Source organism: Campylobacter sp. MIT 21-1684 (assembly GCF_026241315.1).
Classification (GTDB): Bacteria; Campylobacterota; Campylobacteria; order Campylobacterales; family Campylobacteraceae; genus Campylobacter_D.
Map to the genome: position 1 here is coordinate 1 of NZ_JAPHNA010000055.1, position 984 is coordinate 984.

General features: G+C 34.3%; 1 protein-coding gene. It reads right to left on the reverse strand.

What is annotated here, in order from left to right; all coding sequences use genetic code 11:
- Positions 1-984 (reverse strand): hypothetical protein (locus OQH62_RS08510; protein ID WP_266016128.1); only part of this gene is annotated, 984 nt, incomplete at both ends.

Consider the following 984-nt stretch of genomic DNA (forward strand, 5'->3'; position numbering starts at 1 on the left):
TAAAGTGTTTATAGTTCCACCTTGATTGTTTGTAAGATTAAGATTAGCACCACTAGAAGTTAAAGTGTTTATAGTTCCACTATTGTTTAGAGTACTAAGAGTACCTGAATTGGTGAGGGTAGTAATCCTACTATTTGCTTGATTGTTTAAAGTACTAATAGTTCCACTTTGATTGTTCAAATTATTAAGAGTACCTGAATTGGTGAGGGTAGTAATCCTACTATTTGCTTGGTTGTTTAAAGTACCAAATACTCCTTGATTGCTTAAATTAGTGATAGTTCCATTTGCTTGATTGGTTAGAGTGGTGAGAGTGCCTGAGTTTGTTAAAGTAGTGAGAGTTTTTGAATTGGTTAAATTAGTGATAGTTCCATTTGCTTGATTGGTTAGAGTGGTGAGAGTGCCTAAGTTTGTTAAAGTAGTGAGAGTTTTTGAATTGCTTAAATTAGTGATAGTTCCTTGTGATTGATTAGCAACATAGTTAAGTACGTTTTGGTTGGTAATGGTTTGAAAAAGTGCTGTATTGATGAGATATTGTACGCTCCCGGAGGTATTGGCAAAAGTGTGATTATAAGCTTTAGAATTGGTAAAACTATTGATTTGTCCAACATTTGTTAGGTTGAGATTGTATTGAGTGTTGTTGTTGTTGTTGATCATACTTTGAGGATTAGAAAATTTGAGCTTGAGATGTTCTCCTTCGATAGTCCCAGCACCTTGAAAGGTTGGAGTATTGTATAAGTTAGTTTTGGCGGTGAATTTGATTTTTGCATTGTTGCCTAGAGTAAGATTGAGTAATTTGCTCCCATCTTCATTGTTAGGTCCCCAAACGGTTATTGGGGTAGAAGAGAGTTGGGTGATAGAAGTAATAGTTCCACCATTGATTATCTTTCCTTCAATTTTACCTTTTGGATTATTAGTTATACTCCCAAAACTGCTAACATTAGCAGAATTGACGATATCACCTTTAATAGTTCCATAGTTTTCTAT